The sequence below is a fragment of the Gemmiger formicilis genome (assembly GCF_024462815.1).
Classification (GTDB): domain Bacteria; phylum Bacillota; class Clostridia; order Oscillospirales; family Ruminococcaceae; genus Gemmiger.
Map to the genome: position 1 here is coordinate 133613 of NZ_JANGCG010000004.1, position 17187 is coordinate 150799.

At 59.5% G+C, this 17187-nt stretch carries 16 protein-coding genes; 4 read left to right on the top strand and 12 right to left on the bottom strand.

What is annotated here, in order from left to right; all coding sequences use genetic code 11:
• Nucleotides 1-209: 209 nt before the first annotated feature.
• From upp to tsaE, 4 genes are all read right to left on the bottom strand, one after another.
• The gene (gene upp / locus NE623_RS05565) at nt 210-839 is read right to left on the bottom strand and encodes a uracil phosphoribosyltransferase (protein WP_256271344.1); all 630 of its coding nucleotides are present in this window, start codon (nt 837-839) and stop codon (nt 210-212) included.
• Between the two features lie 63 nt (nt 840-902).
• Nucleotides 903-1355: a ribose 5-phosphate isomerase B gene (gene rpiB, locus NE623_RS05570; RefSeq protein WP_256271345.1), complete on the bottom strand. Its 453-nt coding sequence runs from the start codon at nt 1353-1355 to the stop codon at nt 903-905.
• Complete coding sequence (gene tsaB / locus NE623_RS05575) at nt 1345-2058, bottom strand: tRNA (adenosine(37)-N6)-threonylcarbamoyltransferase complex dimerization subunit type 1 TsaB (protein WP_256271346.1); 714 nt, start codon at nt 2056-2058, stop codon at nt 1345-1347. The genes rpiB and tsaB overlap by 11 nt, the downstream gene beginning before the upstream one ends.
• A gap of 13 nt (nt 2059-2071) precedes the next feature.
• Nucleotides 2072-2494, bottom strand: a complete 423-nt coding sequence (gene tsaE, locus NE623_RS05580) for a tRNA (adenosine(37)-N6)-threonylcarbamoyltransferase complex ATPase subunit type 1 TsaE (protein ID WP_256271347.1) — start codon at nt 2492-2494, stop codon at nt 2072-2074.
• 285 nt (nt 2495-2779) lie between these two features.
• Here tsaE and NE623_RS05585 point away from each other — a divergent pair, with 285 nt between their 5' ends.
• Nucleotides 2780-3943, top strand: coding sequence for an FtsW/RodA/SpoVE family cell cycle protein (locus tag NE623_RS05585; RefSeq protein ID WP_256271348.1), 1164 nt, complete (start codon nt 2780-2782; stop codon nt 3941-3943).
• Between the two features lie 34 nt (nt 3944-3977).
• Here the strand turns inward: NE623_RS05585 and NE623_RS05590 are convergent, their stop codons facing one another.
• The 7 genes from NE623_RS05590 to NE623_RS05620 all read right to left on the bottom strand — a co-directional run bounded on the left by NE623_RS05590 (nt 3978) and on the right by NE623_RS05620 (nt 11234).
• Entirely contained in the window at nt 3978-4187 is a 210-nt protein-coding gene (locus tag NE623_RS05590; RefSeq protein ID WP_256271349.1) for a DUF378 domain-containing protein, read from the bottom strand.
• 368 nt (nt 4188-4555) lie between these two features.
• Nucleotides 4556-5368, bottom strand: a complete 813-nt coding sequence (locus tag NE623_RS05595; RefSeq protein ID WP_256271350.1) for a CPBP family intramembrane glutamic endopeptidase — start codon at nt 5366-5368, stop codon at nt 4556-4558.
• A gap of 97 nt (nt 5369-5465) precedes the next feature.
• Nucleotides 5466-6827, bottom strand: a complete 1362-nt coding sequence (locus NE623_RS05600) for a PFL family protein (protein ID WP_370866695.1) — start codon at nt 6825-6827, stop codon at nt 5466-5468.
• An 18-nt stretch (nt 6828-6845) separates the two neighbouring features.
• Nucleotides 6846-7115 (bottom strand): ACT domain-containing protein, encoded by a 270-nt coding sequence (locus NE623_RS05605; RefSeq protein ID WP_256271352.1) that lies wholly within the window; start codon nt 7113-7115, stop codon nt 6846-6848.
• A gap of 207 nt (nt 7116-7322) precedes the next feature.
• Nucleotides 7323-8867, bottom strand: a complete 1545-nt coding sequence (locus NE623_RS05610) for an ATP-binding protein (protein ID WP_256271353.1) — start codon at nt 8865-8867, stop codon at nt 7323-7325.
• Nucleotides 8868-8870: 3 nt separating this feature from the next.
• Nucleotides 8871-10178 carry a vWA domain-containing protein gene (locus NE623_RS05615; RefSeq protein WP_256271354.1) on the bottom strand — a complete coding sequence of 436 codons (1308 nt, stop codon included), beginning with the start codon at nt 10176-10178 and terminating at the stop codon, nt 8871-8873.
• A gap of 156 nt (nt 10179-10334) precedes the next feature.
• The gene (locus NE623_RS05620) at nt 10335-11234 is read right to left on the bottom strand and encodes a leucine-rich repeat protein (protein ID WP_256271551.1); all 900 of its coding nucleotides are present in this window, start codon (nt 11232-11234) and stop codon (nt 10335-10337) included.
• Nucleotides 11235-11314: 80 nt separating this feature from the next.
• On the opposite strand from NE623_RS05620, the gene NE623_RS05625 reads away from it, so the two are divergent.
• Nucleotides 11315-12679 (top strand): MATE family efflux transporter, encoded by a 1365-nt coding sequence (locus NE623_RS05625; protein ID WP_256271355.1) that lies wholly within the window; start codon nt 11315-11317, stop codon nt 12677-12679.
• Nucleotides 12680-12856: 177 nt separating this feature from the next.
• Here NE623_RS05625 and NE623_RS05630 read toward each other — a convergent pair whose 3' ends face one another.
• Nucleotides 12857-14518, bottom strand: coding sequence for a glutamine--tRNA ligase/YqeY domain fusion protein (locus NE623_RS05630; RefSeq protein WP_256271356.1), 1662 nt, complete (start codon nt 14516-14518; stop codon nt 12857-12859).
• A gap of 159 nt (nt 14519-14677) precedes the next feature.
• Between NE623_RS05630 and NE623_RS05635 the strand changes: the two genes are divergently transcribed.
• Nucleotides 14678-15814, top strand: a complete 1137-nt coding sequence (locus NE623_RS05635) for a GDSL-type esterase/lipase family protein (protein WP_256271357.1) — start codon at nt 14678-14680, stop codon at nt 15812-15814.
• An 11-nt stretch (nt 15815-15825) separates the two neighbouring features.
• Complete coding sequence (locus NE623_RS14755) at nt 15826-17145, top strand: 5-bromo-4-chloroindolyl phosphate hydrolysis family protein (protein ID WP_305146088.1); 1320 nt, start codon at nt 15826-15828, stop codon at nt 17143-17145.
• Nucleotides 17146-17187 lie beyond the last annotated feature (42 nt).

The following is a 17187-nucleotide window of genomic DNA, read 5'->3' on the forward strand; positions in this document are numbered from 1 at the left end:
ACTGAGGCAAATAATAAATAAGAAATAATAAATAAGAAATAAGGTGGAGTTTTCGCCCGGAGGGCGAAAACAAAAAGGCGGGAGGCCGCGCCGGGGAAGGGCATCCGGCGGGCAATGCCCGCCCTGCATATGCTCCACAAACCAAAATGAAAAACGGCATCTGTACTTTTCATCGTACAGATGCCGTTTTTGTGTGTTTTGCTTTACTGTTACTTCGTGCCGAAGATACGGTCACCGGCGTCGCCCAGACCGGGGATGATGTAGCCGTTGTCGTTCAGCTTCTCGTCCAGTGCGCCGACATAGATGTCCACATCGGGGTGGGCCTCATGCAGCGCCTTCAGGCCCTGCGGGGCGGCAACCAGACCGATGAACTTGATGTGCTTGGCGCCGCGCTTCTTGATCTGGCCGATGGCGTCACAGGCGCTGCCGCCGGTGGCCAGCATCGGGTCCAGAACAAAGACCTCGCGCTCGTTGATGTCGTTGGGCAGCTTGCAGTAATACTCAACCGGCTCCAGCGTCTCCTCGTTGCGGTACATACCAATGTGACCGACCTTGGCGGCGGGAATCAGGTTCAGCATACCATCGACCATGCCCAGACCGGCGCGCAGGATGGGAACCAGCGCCAGCTTACGGCCGGCCAGAACCTTGGTGCGGGCCAGCGCCACAGGGGTCTCGACCTCGACCTCCTCAGTGGGCAGGTCGCGGGTGGCCTCGTAGCAGAGCAGCATCGCAATCTCGCTTACCAGATCGCGGAACTCCTTGGTGCCGGTGTTGCGGTCACGCAGCAGGCTGATTTTGTGCTGAATCAGGGGATGGTCAACAATTTCAACAACGCTCATGGTCAGAATCTCCTTGCAAATCAAAATTATTCAGCCTGCCGGGCAGGCAACGAAACATAGGAATCAATGGTTTTCCAGCGCCATCATCTTGTCGATGCGGTTCTGGTGGCGGCCGCCCTCAAACTCAGCGTTCAGGAAGGCGTCCACAATCTGGCAGGCAAGGCCTGCGCCCACCACACGGCCGCCCAGGCAGAGCGCGTTGGCGTTGTTGTGGCGGCGGGTGAACTCTGCGCTGAAGGTATCACTGCAGCAGCAGGCGCGGATGCCCTGCATCTTGTTGGCGCACATCGACATACCCACGCCGGTGCCGCAGCACAGGATTACCAGTGCGCAGCTGCCGTCCTGCACGGCCTTGCAGCCCTTGGCGGCAAAGTCTGGGTAGTCCACGCTGGCGGTGGAATCGGTGCCAAAGTCGGTGTAGGCCAGACCCAGCTCATCCAGATGCGCCTTGATGGCCTCCTTCAGCTCATAGCCGCCGTGGTCGGCAGCAAGTGCAATCGGTTTTTCAAACTTCATTATTTTGTTTCCCCTCGTTCTTTTCGCGTTCGGCGCGCTCGCGCTCGGCCTGACTTAAACGGTGGTAATCCGGCAGCAGGGCTGCGGGCGGCACACATTCGCCGCGCTCCCACATGGCTTTGGCGGCCAGCGCCACGCCCGCACCCCGCAGAATCTGCAGGGCGGACGGCGCTGCGGCCACGCCGGGCACGCTCTTATAGACATTGTAGCACAAACTTGCGCCATCGCCAACAAAAAACAGCGGTTTTTTACAGCTTTGGACAAAATTTTCCAAAGAAGCAATGGGCGCGGCGGCATCCTCGGTCAATCGGTCGTGGGTGGCAAGGTCAAAGGCACCCCAATACACCTGCCCGCGGCGGGCGTCCTGCGCGCCGATCACCGTGCCCTCGCCCGCAAGGCCATACGCCAGCGCCGCCATGGTGGAGACGCCCGCGCAGGGAAGCTGCCGCGGCAGGGCCAGACCCTTGATGACCGCCAGCCCGATGCGCAGCCCGGTAAAGCTGCCGGGGCCGTTGGTCACGCCCAGCACATCCAGCTCATCCACGGTCAGCCCGCTGGCCTTCAGCGCGGTGTCAATCATGGGCAGCAGGGTCTCGCTGTGGGTCAGGCCATTGTTGCACTGTGCCTCATACAGCAGGGTATCATCCCGCAGCACGGCCACGGCGGCGGTCTTTCCGGCGGTGTCTACAGCCAGTAAATTCATACAATCACCTGTTTTATTCGTTGTTCGCTATTGTGATTTTTCTTGTGTTCTCGTCCAGACGCTCAATGTGGATCCGGATGGGATTCTCGAGCGCCAGCAGCTCGGCGCAGTTCTCGCTCCACTCACAGGCAACCACAGCGCCCATGTCCAGATAGTCATAGAACCCGGCGGCGGCCAGATCGTTTTCGGTCTGGATGCGGTAGAGGTCAAAATGCGCAAAGGGGCGCGGCCCGCGGTAATAGTTCACGATGGCAAAGGTCGGGCTGGATACCGGGTCGGTGCAGCCCAGCCCCTCGGCAATGCCCTGACAGAACGCGGTCTTGCCCGCGCCCAGCCCGCCCGTGAACGCAATCAGCGCACCGGCCGGCAATGTCTTGGCAAATTCCCGCCCAAGGGCCACGGTTTCCTTCCGCGAATGGGTCACAAATTCCTGCATAAGCAAGCTCCTTGTTCCGGGCCGCATAAATCTGCGGCCATACTCATATATATTATAGTACAGAATTTCCCATTTGTAAAATTTAATCTGTAAGTTGGCAAAATCTGTCGATTGCGGTATAATGATGCTGACTAGGGTGTATCTGATAAGTCAAAAGTGCTGGAAAATTCGCTAAAAAGCAACAGCTGCAAGGATGAGCAACGCAGCAGATGTGTTTTTTAGTAGAATTGAACAGTGCTGAGGACTTTTCTGATACATCCTAAATAAGAACAAGGAGGCTGCCTGATGTATCCGCTTATCCGCCGGTATCTGCGCCGGGTCGATGTGTTTTATCTGCTGCTCTGCGCGGCGTGCTCGGCGCTCAGCGTGGTGGTGCTGGTCTCCATCGGGCAGACACAGCTGGGCTCCAACAACAAGGCGTCTGTGCAGCTTATCGCCAGCCTGCTGGGCATGATGCTGGCGGTGATCTTCTCCACGGTGGACTACCACGCGCTGGCCCACGCATGGCCGCTGCACGCCACAGTGGCGTGGGGGCTGGTGCTGCCCACGTTGTTTTTGCACAACGTAAACACCGGGCTGGTCACCATCGGGTATGATGCGGGCGGCACCTCCAACTACAGCTGGTACCGGGTGGGCGGTATGACCTTCCAGCCGGCGGAGCTGGCAAAAATCAGCTTTATCCTGACGCTGGCACTGCATCTGAGCCGGGTGCGCGGGCAGGTCAACCGGCCCAAGAACCTGCTGCTTCTGCTTTTGCACATTGCGCTGCCCGCGGCGGCCATCCACATCCAAGGCGATGACGGCACAGCGCTGGTTTTTCTGGGAATTGGGTTGATTATGCTCTGCGCGGGCGGGCTTTCCCACTGGCTGGTGGCGGCGGGGCTGGCCGCGGGCGTGCTGGGCGGCGGTGCGCTGCTGGCGCTACGCCCCGGTATTCTGAAGGGTTACCAGTTCAAGCGGATTCTGGCGGTGCTCACGCCCGATGACCCCGCGCTGGCGGACATCACCTACCAGCAGAACAAGGGGGCTATGGCCATCGGCACCGGCGGGCTGACCGGGCAGGGGCTTTTTTCCGGCGAGCATATCTTTGTGCCGAACGCTTGGAATGACTTTATCTTTGCGTATCTGGCCAACGTGCTGGGCTTTGTCGGCGCGGCGCTGGTGCTGGTGCTGCTGCTGGCGCTCTGCCTGCGCACACTGCGCATCGGTCTGCAGTGCCCTGATGCGCTGGGCTGCAACATCTGTGTGGGCATTTTTGCGGCGCTGTTTTTGCAGTGCGTCATCAATCTGGGTATGAATTTACAGGTGCTGCCGGTCATCGGCGTGACGCTGCCGTTTTTCTCGGCCGGTGGGTCGAGCGTGGTTATGATGTATCTCTGTGTCGGTATTGTGCTGAGCGTGGCCATGAACACCCGCCGCAGCAAGCTGGATATGCAGCGGATTTTATAAGGAAAGCGGGTGCTGTGCGGCACCCGCTTTTGCGTTATTCAGCAGCTTTGGGGTCAGGCGCGAACAAACCGGGGATAAGGCAGAGTGCCGCTGCGCCGACAACGATGAACACCGTGCGGGACAGCCAGCTCATACTGCCGCCCAGCAGCCAGCCGACGGCGTTGAACCCCCAGATGCCGTAGATGCCCCAGTTGATGCCGCCGATGATGGCCAGCAGCAGCAAAACCTTTTTGAAACAAGACATGGATGATACCCTCCTTTGTGGGAGAGTATGTGCGGGGATGTGTGGATTTATGCGCGGCTGAAGCGGGAGCCGCGACTTACCGCCGCATCCCTTTCACGGTTCATTCGCAGGGAAAAATCCTGCCCCCTTCGCGGGGCGTCGAGGACGCCGCCCTCTACACATTCCTTGTCGTAAACCTTCCGCCTATTTGTAGGGGCCGCATACAGGCGGCCCGCCAACCTTAACGCCATATCCGGCTTACGCATCGTCACCATGTAGTGGCCGGGCATGCCCGGCCCGCAGTTTTGCCATAAGTACCCGCTTATCCTTACAAACTGGAAATTGTCAAATTCTTTGTAATAGGGTAATCCTAATCTATAAATTACCATTTAGTCATTGCATTTTTTATAAAGAAAAACAGCTACGATCCATGCAAAAATAATAGTAAATATACCTGTTTCACTCACAAAAAACATTTTGTTATTAGCAACGGTTACTGTTCCAAAAATCAACTGGTCAAAAGTATTATGAGCTGCATGCAAAAAGATAGCAGGCAAAATACTTTTTGTTTTTATCGTTATTATTCCGTAAATCATTCCAACAGGTATAATCATAAAAAGAAAAGCCGGAACAGAATACCATGCGGGAGTTCCCGGCATATACAGACCTGATATAAGAATAGGCAAGTGCCATACACCCCAAAATATAGAAGTATATATTAGTGCCTTTTTTATTCCTACTCTTTCTAAGGTAGCTGGAACTAAATAACCTCTCCACCCAATTTCCTCACCGATAGCTGTAATCAAGCCTATGAAAATCCCAACAACAGACATAAGAACCAACTGAATGACGGATGCTTTACTCATATCTAAACTATTGGGAAAAGCAATCCAAAAAAGCACATATGGTATTCCTATGTAAACTGCCGGAATTAAACAAGATAATAGTATCCATTTAATTGATGTCTTCTGAAATCCAATACTCTGAAGTAATTTTTTGAATGATATTTTTCCGTTACTTTCTTTCTGCGATATACATCCTGCAATTATTGCCGCTATTGCGGGAACCCACATTAAAAAAACAGCTAACCCCATAGCTCTTAGTGCAATAACTATCGTTTCGAATATTGCACTAACTGAAATGACTATTACTAAAAAAAGTGTAACTGATTTATTCGTAAACATTTTTTTCTGTTCATCCATTACTTTTTCCTTCTTTCATAATTCCGATTTGTCCTCCTGATCATATCACAAAACACCGCTCATGCCAATCCCGGCATGAGCGGTGTTTGTATTGCAATTAGTTCTTCAGTGCCTGCATCGGGGCGGGGATGCGGCCGCCGCGGTGGATCATGACCGCAGGGCTGTACTGGCTGATCGGCATAATGGGGGCGTGGCCCAGCAGGCCGCCGAAGTCCAGCACGTCACCAGCCTTGTGGCCGATGGCGGGAATCACGCGGACGGCGGTGGTCTTGCTGTTCACCATGCCGATGGCGGCTTCATCCGCAATCAGGCCGCTGATGACTTCGGCCGTAGTGTCACCGGGAATGACCACCATATCAATGCCGACCGAGCAGACGGCGGTCATGGCCTCGAGCTTTTCCAGCGTCAGGCTGCCGCAGTTAGCGGCGTTGATCATACCGTCATCCTCCGACACCGGGATGAACGCGCCGGACAGGCCGCCGACGTGGTTGGACGCCATAACGCCGCCTTTCTTGACGGCATCGTTCAGCAGGGCCAGGCAGGCGGTGGTGCCACAGCAGCCGCAACTCTCGAGGCCCATCTCCTCGAGAATGTTCGCCACGCTGTCTCCGATGGCGGGCGTCGGGGCCAGAGACAGGTCGATGATGCCCGCAGGCACGCCCAGACGCTCGCTGGCAAGGTTGGCTACCAGCTGGCCGAGGCGGGTAATCTTGAAGGCGGTGCGCTTGACAAGCTCGGCCACCTCGTCCATCGGGGCGTCCTTGGGCAGCTTGGCCAGCGCGGCGCGGACAGCACCGGGGCCGGAAACACCGACGTGAACCTCGCAGTCGGGCTCGCCTGCGCCGTGGAAGGCACCCGCCATAAAGGGGTTGTCCTCCGGCGCGTTGCAGAACACAACCAGCTTGGCGTCACCCATGCACATATTGTCCTTGGTCAGCTCGGCGGTCTCGCGCACAACCTGCCCCATCAGTTTGACGGCGTCCATATTGATGCCCGACTTGGTCGAGCCGATGTTGACGCTGGAGCAGACGATGTCCGTCTCGGCCATAGCGCGGGGGATAGCCTCAATCAGGCGCTTGTCGCCCGCGGAGAAGCCCTTGTGCACCAGCGCGCCGAAGCCGCCGATGAAGTTGACTCCCACGGCCTTGGCGGCACGGTCCAGCGTTTTGGCGTACTGCACAGGGTCGGCATCGGGCGCAGCGCCCAGCAGCATGGCGATGGGCGTCACGCTGATGCGCTTGTTGACGATGGGAATGCCATACTCGGCGCTGATGCCGTCCACCACCGGGACAAGGTTGCCCGCCAGACGGACGATTTTGTTGTAGATTTTCTCGCAGGCCTTGTCTGCGTCCGGGTCAATGCAGTCCAGCAGACTGATGCCCATGGTGACGGTGCGCACATCGAGATTCTCAGCGGTGAGCATCTCGATGGTCTCCATAATATCGTGGCTGTTGATGATTCTCATAGCGCAGCCCCCTCAGATTGTGTGCATGGCGTCAAAGACTTCCTGGCGGGTCACGGTGACCTGCATCTTCATCTCCTGGCCCAGCGTCTGGAAGCGGTCGCGCACCTCGGCGGCACCGGCGGTGCTCTTGCTCAGGTCCACCAGCATAATCATACAGAACATATCCTGCATAATGGACTGGGAAACGTCCTCAATGTTGATGTTCAGCTCGGCGCAGACGGCGCTGACCTTGGCAACGACACCCACGGTGTCCCGGCCGATGACAGTGATAACAGCTTTCATAAAATAACCCCCTCTATAACTCCACGGCAAACAGCTGTCTGCCGACGGCATACCGACATTATAACAAATAAACCGGAAAGAGTAAAGAATTTGACGAGAAGTAATACTTTATTTGCGGTGGGTTCTGTGTGCGGGTATGTCCCGCAAACGGCATTTTGTGGGCAATCTCCCCGGGCGGAGCTGCCCTCAAGGGGAGCCTTGAGAACTTTAAAACTCCGCCGAATGTTCCCCGGCGCGGATGTCATCGCGCTGCAGCTCGGCCAACAGCTCGTCCTCGCCGCCGTGCAGCAGCAGCTTAGAACTGTACTGCTCAAACCGTTCGCACTCGTTCTCGGCCAAGAACGGCGCGGAGTCGGGGCCAAGCGCCAGCTCGTTGACAAAGACAACCATCTCCTGCCCGTCCGGGAAGGCCTGCTCCATAAAATCAAAGGCGGATTCCAGCGCATCGCTGGCGGCGGAAACGGCCTCCTCGCGGCGGCGCACCTGACTGTTGAAGGCACCGCGCACCGTGTCAAACGCCTCGTCGGGGTCGGGCTCGCCACTCTGGGCGGTCAGGTGCTTGCTCCACTCCTCCAGCAGGGCCAGCGTGCGGGTGCGGGCCGCGGCTTCTTCGGGCAGCAGAGCCCCGGCGGTTTTGTCAGCCTCCAGACACGCACGGTAATGGGCGCACTGGTCGGCAAACAGCGCGGCGGGGTCGGCGTCCGCCTGCTGGGTCAGCGTGCGCTTGAAGCTGCGCAGCTGCTGGTAGCAGGCATCAGTCACCGCGCCGGTGACCTGCGCGGCGGAAAAGCGGACGTTCAGCCCGGCCAGCAGCAGGCTGGCCAGACTGATGCGCTCATCAAAGCTGGCATCCATGGCGCGGGCCACCACGGTGTCATAGGGCTTACCCTGCAGGATGTCCTCGACGCCGTAATCCTCGTGATATTTGCGGTAGAGCGCCCAATAGGCGGCAAAATCCCGCGCAACCTCGGGGTGGCGCAGATACTGCCCGATGACCCCCTCGTCCACCGGCAGATTCAGCTTGTCGGCGGCTTGCAGATAGGCGGACAAATCCTCCCACCCGCGGGCGGTCACAAACTGCACGCCGTCCACATCGTTCTCAATCTTGTAAAAGTGCTGGGGGCGCAGCTCCAGATAGGCCGTCACCGCGGGGTGCAGCCGGTGGGCGCGGGCGTAGTCCTGCCAGACGCTCAGCTTCGGCTCAATGTCAATGCGGCGCACGCGGTCGAGCGTGACAAGGTCAAATTCCCGCACGCTCTTGTTGTACTCCGGCGGGTTGCCGGCCGCCACAATGACCCAGCCCTCAGGCACAGCCTGATTGCCGAAGGTCTTGCACTGCAGAAATTGCAGCATCGTGGGGGCCAGCGTCTCGCTGACGCAGTTGATCTCATCAATGAACAAAATGCCGTTGCGCTTGCCGGTGCGCTCCATCGCGGCGTAAACGCTGGCGATAATCTCGCTCATCGTGTACTCGGTCACGCTGCGGGTCTTGCCGCCGTAGTTGCGCTCCCGGATGAAGGGCAGGCCCACGGCGCTCTGCCGCGTGTGGTGGGTGATGGTGTAGGCCACCAGCGCAATGTCGCACTCCTGCGCAATCTGCTCCATAATCTGGGTCTTGCCCACGCCCGGCGGGCCCATCAGCAGAATGGGACGCTGGCGCACCGGCGGTATCAGCGGGCGGCCGATATCATCCGTGGCCAGATATGCCTGCACGGCACGCTTGATTTCCTCTTTGGCACGTTGAATATCCATTGCTCATCGTCCTTTCGGGTCAAATTCTTCGGGCTGCAGAACCAGGCGCATCGCCCAGGGTGGCACCTCGGGCGGGGGCGTGCCATCCTCCAGAAAGAGGAAAGCAACATCGAACGCCGGGCGGCGTGTTGGATAGACGCCCTTGCCGTCCGTGAAGTAGAGCACCCCCTGCAAATCCCGCAGGGCACCGTCCTGGCGCAGCGCCTCTATCCGGGCAAAGGCGGGGCGGAAATCGGTTCCGCCGCCGCCCACCAGCGTGAACTGACTTGTGTAGCGGTCGAGCGCGTCCAAATCGTTCAGCCAGACCTCGTCCCGCACGGCGTTGTCTGCCTGCATGACCAGAATCCGGCATTGACGGAAAAAGCTGTCCCGGCTTTTGAGCAGGGTGAAGGTCTCTTTTAAGAATGCCTTCACTAGCTCGCCGGAGGTGGACTCACTGGTGTCCACCACAATGACGAAATCACGTATTTTTTTGACCTCGCGGCTTTCCAGCGGCTCAATCAGCGGCAGATTGCCGTAGGTGCGCAGGCCGTAGCTGTAAAAGCCTAAATCGAACTCCTCGGGGTCGAGGTGCGGCTCCTCGTGCCAGACAGCGAAGCGGCGCAGGAAATCCCGGTAGGTGCGGCGGCTGCGCCCGGCCTGCACCTGTGCCTGCAGCGCCTGTGCGGCGGCGTCCTGCCCGGCGCGCTGGCCGTTTTCCTCCATGCTCAGCTCGGTCTGTCGGCCCAAATCCTCCCACTGCTTGCCGCGCATCTGGGCGGCGGGGCTGTCCGGGTCGGCGGGCCACAGGCGGTGGCTGTCGGTGTGAAACTCCCGCTGCCACTGGTTCAGCGTCTCGGCGTCGGTCTGCGTTAAAACGCGGTAGATGGGTCCGGCGGCCAGCAGCTTGCAGGAGGCCCGCAACTGGGTGTAGCACTGCTGGCGCACCCAGCCGACAGGCCGCTTGGTGGCGGGGGTGTTCAGGGCATCCAGCGTGCTCTCCACGGCAATGTCGCAGGCCAGCCCCCACAGGTCTGGGTCACGCCCGGCCCGCAGCCACAGGTGGCGGAACACGCAGTGGAACAGGCTGTGCAGATACGCCCGCAGCAGATACCGGCGGTTTTTGCGGTAGGTGTCCAGCACCCACGCGGTAGGGTAGTAGAGCGCTGCGCCATCGGTGGCAAAGCAGCCGCCGCCCGCCTGCGGGGCAGGGGGCAGCGCCCCCAGTGCGGCGGTCAGATAGCGCTGGTCGAGGTACAGCTCGCCGCGCAGCTGCTCCATCACGCGCCGCGCCATCGTCTGCTCCCATTCGGATTGGGTCTGGATGTGCATGGGACACCTTCTTTTAAAATAAGAAATACTAAAAAAGCAAGCCCGGCAATAGATTCCATAATTCTCTATTACCATAATAATTATGGGATGTGTCGTAGGGGCGGGCATTGCCCGCCCGCTGGCTTCCCCCTCGGGGGAATGCATTTGCTGTGCCCCTTACAAATCATCAAAACTGTACGTCTTTTTGGCCTTGCGGCCTTTGCCCAGCAGCAGGGCGGCTCCGGCGCTCCAGCCGGCGCGGGCACAATAGGCGGCAGCCTCCGCCGTGGGCAGGCCCAGCGCGACCAGCAGCCGCAGGGCGGCCTCGTCCCGGGTGTCAATCGCAAGGCGGAACGCGGGTGCGGGGTGGGCGGTCAGGTAGAGCTCATAGTCAGCGCGGGCATCCTCGCCCAGCGCAAAGGGCTGCACAAGCCGCCCCAGCGCCAGACGGCAGAGCGTGTCCTCGCTCTCGCCGACACAGGCCTGCAGAAAGGACGCATCAAACGCCGCAAAGTCCACCGCGCCGCCCGGCGTGAAGCACTGCCGCATCCGGTAGCCCTCGCCCTCAATGCTGTGGTTGAAGATATGGGCGGGGGTGTTCTCGTCCAGAAATTCGGAATACTCGGGGTAGAACAGCCGTGCGCCGTCCAGCTCCACGGTAATGTCTGCGCTGACGGCCCCCAACAGCTTTTTCAGCCCGGTGGCGGCGTCCGGTGCGGCACGCAGGCGGAACACCTGCAGGCAGCGGCAGTTGGTGAACAGGTCACTGCCAAGGCTTTCCACCGCCGCACCAAGGCTGATGCGGCGCAGTTTGCGGCAGTTGTAAAAGGCTGCGCTGTGCAGCACCCGCACGGTGTCGGGCAGGGTGACCTCCTCCACAAAGCTGCCGGTGATTTCGTGGGTGTCGCTTCCGGTGCGGTATGCGCCCGCCTTGATGGGCTTGTCCGCAAAGCAGTAGGGGCCGATTTCCACCACGGCCATCCCCTCCACGCAGGCGGGCACGGCAGGGCAGGGGGAATCCCCCAATACCCGCAGCACCCGCGCCCCGCCGGGACACGGCTCCCAACAAACAGACATCAAACGCAACATCCCCCTTTACATCAGGGACATTATAGCATAAAATAGCGGTGTGAGAAACATAAAAGTGAGATAAATCTATGAGAAGTGTAAAACAAACGGATATTCTGACCGGCAGCATCCCGAAGCAGCTGCTGCTTTTCTTTCTGCCCATCTGGTTCGGCACGCTGTTCCAACAGCTCTACAACACGGCCGATACGCTGATTGTCGGCAACTTTGTGGGCACGAACGCGCTGGCCGCGGTCGGCGCTACCGGCTCATTTGTCAACCTGCTGGTGGGCCTGTTTGTGGGCCTGTGCAGCGGCGCGGGGGTTGTGATTGCCCAGAGCTGGGGCGCGCATGACCCCAATGCCGTGGACCGGCAGGTACACACGGCGCTGGTGCTGAGCGTGGGCATCGGCGCGGTGCTGACGGTGCTCGGCTTTGTGACAGCCGCCCCGATGATGCGTTTGATGGGCACCCCGGCGGAAATCCTGGACACCTCGGCGCAGTATCTGCGCATATATTTCCTAGGCATGATACCCCAGATGCTCTACAATATGGGCACCAATATCCTGCGTGCCATCGGTGATTCCAAGCGGCCGCTCTACTTTTTGATTGCGGCATCGCTGGTCAATATCGCGCTGGATATTCTTTTCATCGCGGGGTTCGGCTGGGGCGTGACCGGCGCGGCGCTGGCAACGGTCCTCAGTCAGGTGGCAAGCGCGGTGCTGACACTGCGCTGCATTGTCGGCTCTGAAGGGATGCCGTGGCATATCCGGCTTGAAAAACTGCGTCTGCACGCTGATGTCTTTAAGGCTATCTGCACCATCGGCGTACCGGCGGCCGCCCAGAGCGCGATGTACAACATCAGCAATATCTTTATCCAGAGCAGCATGAACAGTTTTGGCACCAGCACGATTGCGGCGTGGGGCGTCTACGGCAAGATTGACTTTGTGTTCTGGATGACCATCAACTCGCTGGGCATTGCCATCACGACCTTTGCGGGGCAGAACTTCGGCGCACGGCAGTATGACCGCGTGCGGCGCGGCGTCAGGGTGTGTCTGGTCATGGCGGCGGGCATCACGCTGGTCATCAGCACGGTGTTCTACAACGCGGCAGAGCCGCTGTTCCGGCTGTTCAGTCAGGATGATGCGGTAGTGGCCGTCGGCGTGGGCATGATGCACGTTTTAACGCCGGTGTATATCACCTACATCTGCATTGAGGTGCTGGCCGGTGCGCTGCGCGGCTGCGGCGATGTGCGGATCCCCACGCTGATTACGGTGTTTTTTGTCTGCGGCCTGCGGATGCTCTGGCTGTTCATCGCCGTGCCGCTGCACCACGAAGTAGCCACGGTGGAGCTGAGCTACCCCATCACATGGACGCTGGCCTCGCTGTTGTTTATTGTGTATTACAACAAGGGCAACTGGCTGCAGCGCTGTGCGGAGAGGCAGGAAAAGGCATAGGCTTTTGCGGATTGCCCTGTAGGGCCCCGGGCGTTACCCATAAACAGTATTTTATGGGTAACTTGCCCCTCATCAGTCATCTGCGGTGACAGCTTCCCCCCGCAGGGGGAAGCCATATGAACCTCAACAAAAATCCCCCATCGGAACAAAGGATATGCTCCGATGGGGGGGTATTTTTTACAGCTTGAAGCTGTCCTTCAGGGTCACAATGCGGTTGTAAACGCCGGGATGCTTGCTGTCGGGGGTGAAATAGCCGTTGCGCACGAACTGGAAGCGCTCGCCGGGCTTGGCATCCTTTAGGCTCTCCTCCAGCTTGGCACCCTGCAGCGTCTTGACGCTGTCGGGGTTCAGGTAATCCTTGAAGTCGGCATCGTCGGGGATGCTGTTCATATTCGCCTCGGTGAAGAGCTTGTCATACAGCTTGATCTCGGCGTCAATGCAGTGGACGCAGCTGACCCAGTGAATCGTACCGCGCACCTTGCGGCCGTCGGCGGGGTTGCCGTTGCGGGTCTCGAGGTCGGCCTCGGCGTGGATGGCCACAACCTTGCCGTTCTCGTCCTTGTCCACGCCGGTGCAGCGAACCAGATAAGCACCCATCAGGCGCACCTCGCTGCCCAGCGTCAGGCGCTTGAACTTCGGCGGCGGCACCTCAAAGAAGTCGCTGTTCTCAATCCACAGCTCCTTGGTAAAGGCAACCTTGCGGGTCGTGGTGTCGTTGGCGTCGCGGTTCGGGTTGTTGGGCAGGTCAAAATACTCGCACTGGTCGGCGGGGTAGTTGTCGATGATGAGCTTGACCGGCTCCAGCACAGCCACACGGCGCTGGGCGTTCAGCTCCAGCTCGGCGCGCAGCACGGCCTCCAGCTGGCGCATATCCACAAGGTTGTCCGCCTTGGAGATACCGGCCTCCTTGACGAAGGTGAAGATGCTGGTCGGCGTATAGCCGCGGCGGCGCAGGCCGCACAGGGTGGGCATACGGGGGTCATCCCAGCCGTCCACGATGTTCTTCTCGACCAGCTCACGCAGATAGCGCTTGCTCATAACGGTGTTCGTCACGTTCAGGCGGGCAAACTCGCGCTGCTTCGGGAACTCCTTGCCAAACAGATTGGTGATGACCCAGTCATACAGCGGGCGGTGGTTCTCAAACTCCAGACTGCACAGGCTGAAGGTGATGCCCTCAATGGCGTCCTGAATCGGGTGGGCAAAATCGTACATCGGGTAGATGCACCACTTGCTGCCCTGACGGTGATGCTCGACGTGCTTGATGCGGTAGATGGTCGGGTCGCGCATATTCATATTCGGGCTGGCCAGATCGATCTTGGCGCGCAGCGTCTTTTCGCCGTCCGCAAACTCACCGGCGCGCATACGGCGGAACAGGTCCAGGTTCTCCTCCGGCGTGCGGTCACGGTAGGGGCTGGGGCGGCTGGGCTTACCGGCGTCATTGCCGCGGTACTCCTGCATCTGCTCGCGGGTCAGGTCATCGACGTAGGCCTTGCCCTCCTTGATGAGCTGCTCGGCGTACTCATAGCAGCGCTCAAAATAGTCGCTGCCGTAGTAGATGCCGCCGTTGGGCTCGGCACCCAGCCACTTCAGGTCCTGCAGGATGCTCTGCACGTATTCGTCACCCTCGCGGGCGGGGTTCGTATCGTCAAAGCGCAGGTTGAACAGGCCGCCGTAATGCTTGGCGATGGTATAGTTGATGAAGATAGCCTTGGCCGAGCCGATGTGCAGATAGCCGTTCGGCTCCGGCGGGAAACGGGTATGTACCACGTCAACCTTGCCCTCGGCGAGGTCGGCGTCAATGATATCCGTCAAAAAGTTGGAAAATTTTTCTTCTGCCATAGTTACACCCCAAATTAGCATAGCTTTATATCTTCCTATTATATCTTGATTGCCGCCATTTAGCAAGAGTAAAAAACTTGATTGTGCCTACTGTTATTCAGAAAGTATTTGTGCTATAATCAATACTGATTTGTTGTGTTAGAAAGGGGGCTTGTGCCAATGCCTACCCCACAGGAACGCGGGCCGCGCCGCCCGCGCCCGGAAATGGACAGAAAATACCGCATGGAGGGGGACTGGGCGGTGCCCAACCAGCGCCCGGCCCCGCCGCCGCAGCGCCGTACCCCCACGCAGGAGCAGCGCCGCGCCGCCGCACGCCGCCGGGAGCAGCGCAGGCACCGCCGCCAGCTGGCCGTGGTCGGCACGGTCGGCGGGATTCTGGTGCTGTCCGGCATCATCACGGTGCTGCTGCCCAAGAGCGCCAAGGGAGAAGCGGAGGTTCCCATTGCCACGCCGGAAACCAGCGCCACCCGGCTGGTGGCCCCTGTGCCCTACGGCGGGGACGGTGCCTCCACCACGGTGCAGGCCGTCAACTGGGGCACCGTCGGCCCGCAAAAGCAGGCGGGCAGCTACACCTACACGGCGCTGCCCGCCCAGCCCGACGCTGTGCCGGAGTTTGGCCGGGTGTCCACAAGCTGGTTTGCCGACGCCGCCCTTCTGGGTGACTCGCTGACGGCGGGCTTCTGCGTGAACGAGTACAATATAGATGTGGGCGGCGCGCTGGTCTGCGGCTATGAGGGCGTCAGCCCCAACACAATCGTCAACCGCACCACCGCCACCAGCCCCGACCGCGGCGAGGAGGTTCCGCTGGACGTGCTTTCCGCCGCACAGCCCGCCAAGCTGTATATCCTTATCGGCACCAATGCGCTGGTGCAGCCCGGCAACGATGACACCTTTCTGGCGTACTACGGCAAAATGCTGGACGAGCTGCGCACTGCGCTGCCCAACACGGTATTCTATGTGCAGTCAGTCCTGTCCGCTACGCAGGAGAAGGTCGGCGACGACCTGCCGGGCCTTGCCCCCGACCGTCTGGCGGTTATCAACGCGGCCATACAGCAGCTTTGCGCCGAGCGCGGCTGCTACTATCTGGATTTAAACGCCGAATTTGCCGATGCGGACGGTTATCTTTCGGCTGAATTTGCCCAGCCGGACGGCGTGCATCTGACGGTCTCCGGCTACAGCAAGTGGGTCAGCTACCTCTGCACCCATCTGCCTTACGATAAGGACAACCCCTATCAGCCGGGCAGCACCTACTACCTCAGCGACGATATGAAAAACCTACTCAGCGATATTCCGTAAAGGAGCCACACATGCCAAACAACAACGAACATCCGCGCTACACCGACCCGGAGCATCCCTACTCCGGCAGCGGCCCCCGCTACCAGAACAACTATAACCGCGACGAATACCACGCCGGGGACGGCCCGTTCCAGTTCCCATGGTGGGCCATCGTGATTGGCTTTGTGGTATGGTGGCCGCTTGGGTTTATCTTCATCGGGCTGAACGCGGCCATGAAGAACGGCAAGCTCGGCGGGTTGGAGCAGAAAGCGCGTGAGAGAACCCACATTGTCACCCGGAGCACCACGCGCACGGTCTATGAGGCGCAGTACCGCCCCATCTATGACCGCGAGACCCCGCCCGAAGCACAGGGCAAGCCGCAGGATAAGACCGCCCCGGCGCAGCCTGCTCCGGATGCCGCCAAAGCGCAGGAAACCGCCAAGAGGATCAAGGGCGCGGCGCTGGCCACCGGGCTGACGGTGGTGGGCGTGCTGCTGCTGGCGGTGGCGGTGCTGGCCCTGCCGGACGGCCTTTTCTGGCTACCGGAGGCCCTTGCCGAGGGCGACTATTACTGGCGCTGGCTGCTGGAGGACAGTATGCCCGGCCTGATTGCCATGACCGGTGGTCTGGGCTGCCTGTTCGGCGCACAGCACATCCGCACCTCTCGCCGTATGCGCCGCAAAATCGAAAACATTGTCGGCGATTCCCAGTATATGTACATTCAGGACATCGCCGATGCGATTCCCTGCAGCTATGACAAGTGCTGCAAGCATCTGGAAAACTGCATTGACGAGGGACTGTTCGGCCCTGACGCCTACCTGGATATGCGCCGCAAATGTCTGGTGGTGACCGGCAAGGCCCCCGAGCCGGAGCCGAAAAAGCCCCGCAAGCCCAAGGCCGAAAAGGCGGAAAAGCCCGCCGCTATGCCCCAGCAGGACAAGTACCAGAAGATACTGGACGAGCTGCACAGGGTCAATGACGCCATCCCCGATGAGGAGATGACCGACAAAATCAGCCGTCTGGAGGCAGTTGCGGCCAAGATTTTTGAGCAGGCCCGCACCGACCCCGACAAGCTGCCCCAGATGCGCAAATTTATGGACTATTATCTGCCGACCTCGCTCAAGCTGCTGAACACCTATGCAGAGCTTGACCGGCAGGGCATTGAGGGCGAAAACATCACCGAGTCGAAGCGCCGCATTGAGCAGACGATGGACACGCTGGTCGACGCGTTTGAGAACCAACTGGACCGCCTATTTGCCAGCGATGCGCTGGACGTCAGCACCGATATTGACGTGATGCAGAATATGCTGCGCGCCGACGGCCTGACCGAGGATGAACCCTTCAAGCTGTGATGGAAAGGCCTCCCTTGTCAAACAGCAATTCTATTTTTCGCA